Origin of the sequence: Mesorhizobium sp. M1C.F.Ca.ET.210.01.1.1 (genome assembly GCF_004791585.1) — a bacterium.
Lineage (GTDB): Bacteria > Pseudomonadota > Alphaproteobacteria > Rhizobiales > Rhizobiaceae > Mesorhizobium.
Window position 1 is genome coordinate 1 of sequence record NZ_SRUU01000168.1, and the last position, 322, is coordinate 322.

The 322-nt window shown below is 65.8% G+C and carries 1 protein-coding gene; it reads left to right on the forward strand.

All coding sequences use genetic code 11. The features are described 5' to 3' along the window. The coding region (locus EN853_RS33430) for an OmpA family protein (protein WP_135861369.1) at positions 1 to 297 on the forward strand (297 nt) is incomplete at its 5' end. Positions 298 to 322 lie beyond the last annotated feature (25 nt).

Sequence of the window (322 nt, forward strand, 5' to 3'; positions counted from 1 at the left end):
GTGAAGCCGGGCTTCTATCCGGTGCTGAACTCCGTTGCGCTGGTGCTGAAGAAGTTCCGCCAGACGACGGGGGATGTCTTCGGCCACACCGATTCGACCGGCGGCGACCAGCACAATTTCGACCTGTCGCAGCGCCGCGCGCTTGCCGTCGCCAACTACCTGGCCGGCGAGGGCGTCGATCAGCGCCGCTTCGCCGTCACCGGCTTCGGCAAGACGCGCCCGATCGCATCCAATGCGACGGCCGCCGGCCGCGAGCAGAACCGGCGTGTCGAAATACAGCTGTCGCCGCTCACCTGAGAAAACTTGCCAGCAGCGAATTGCC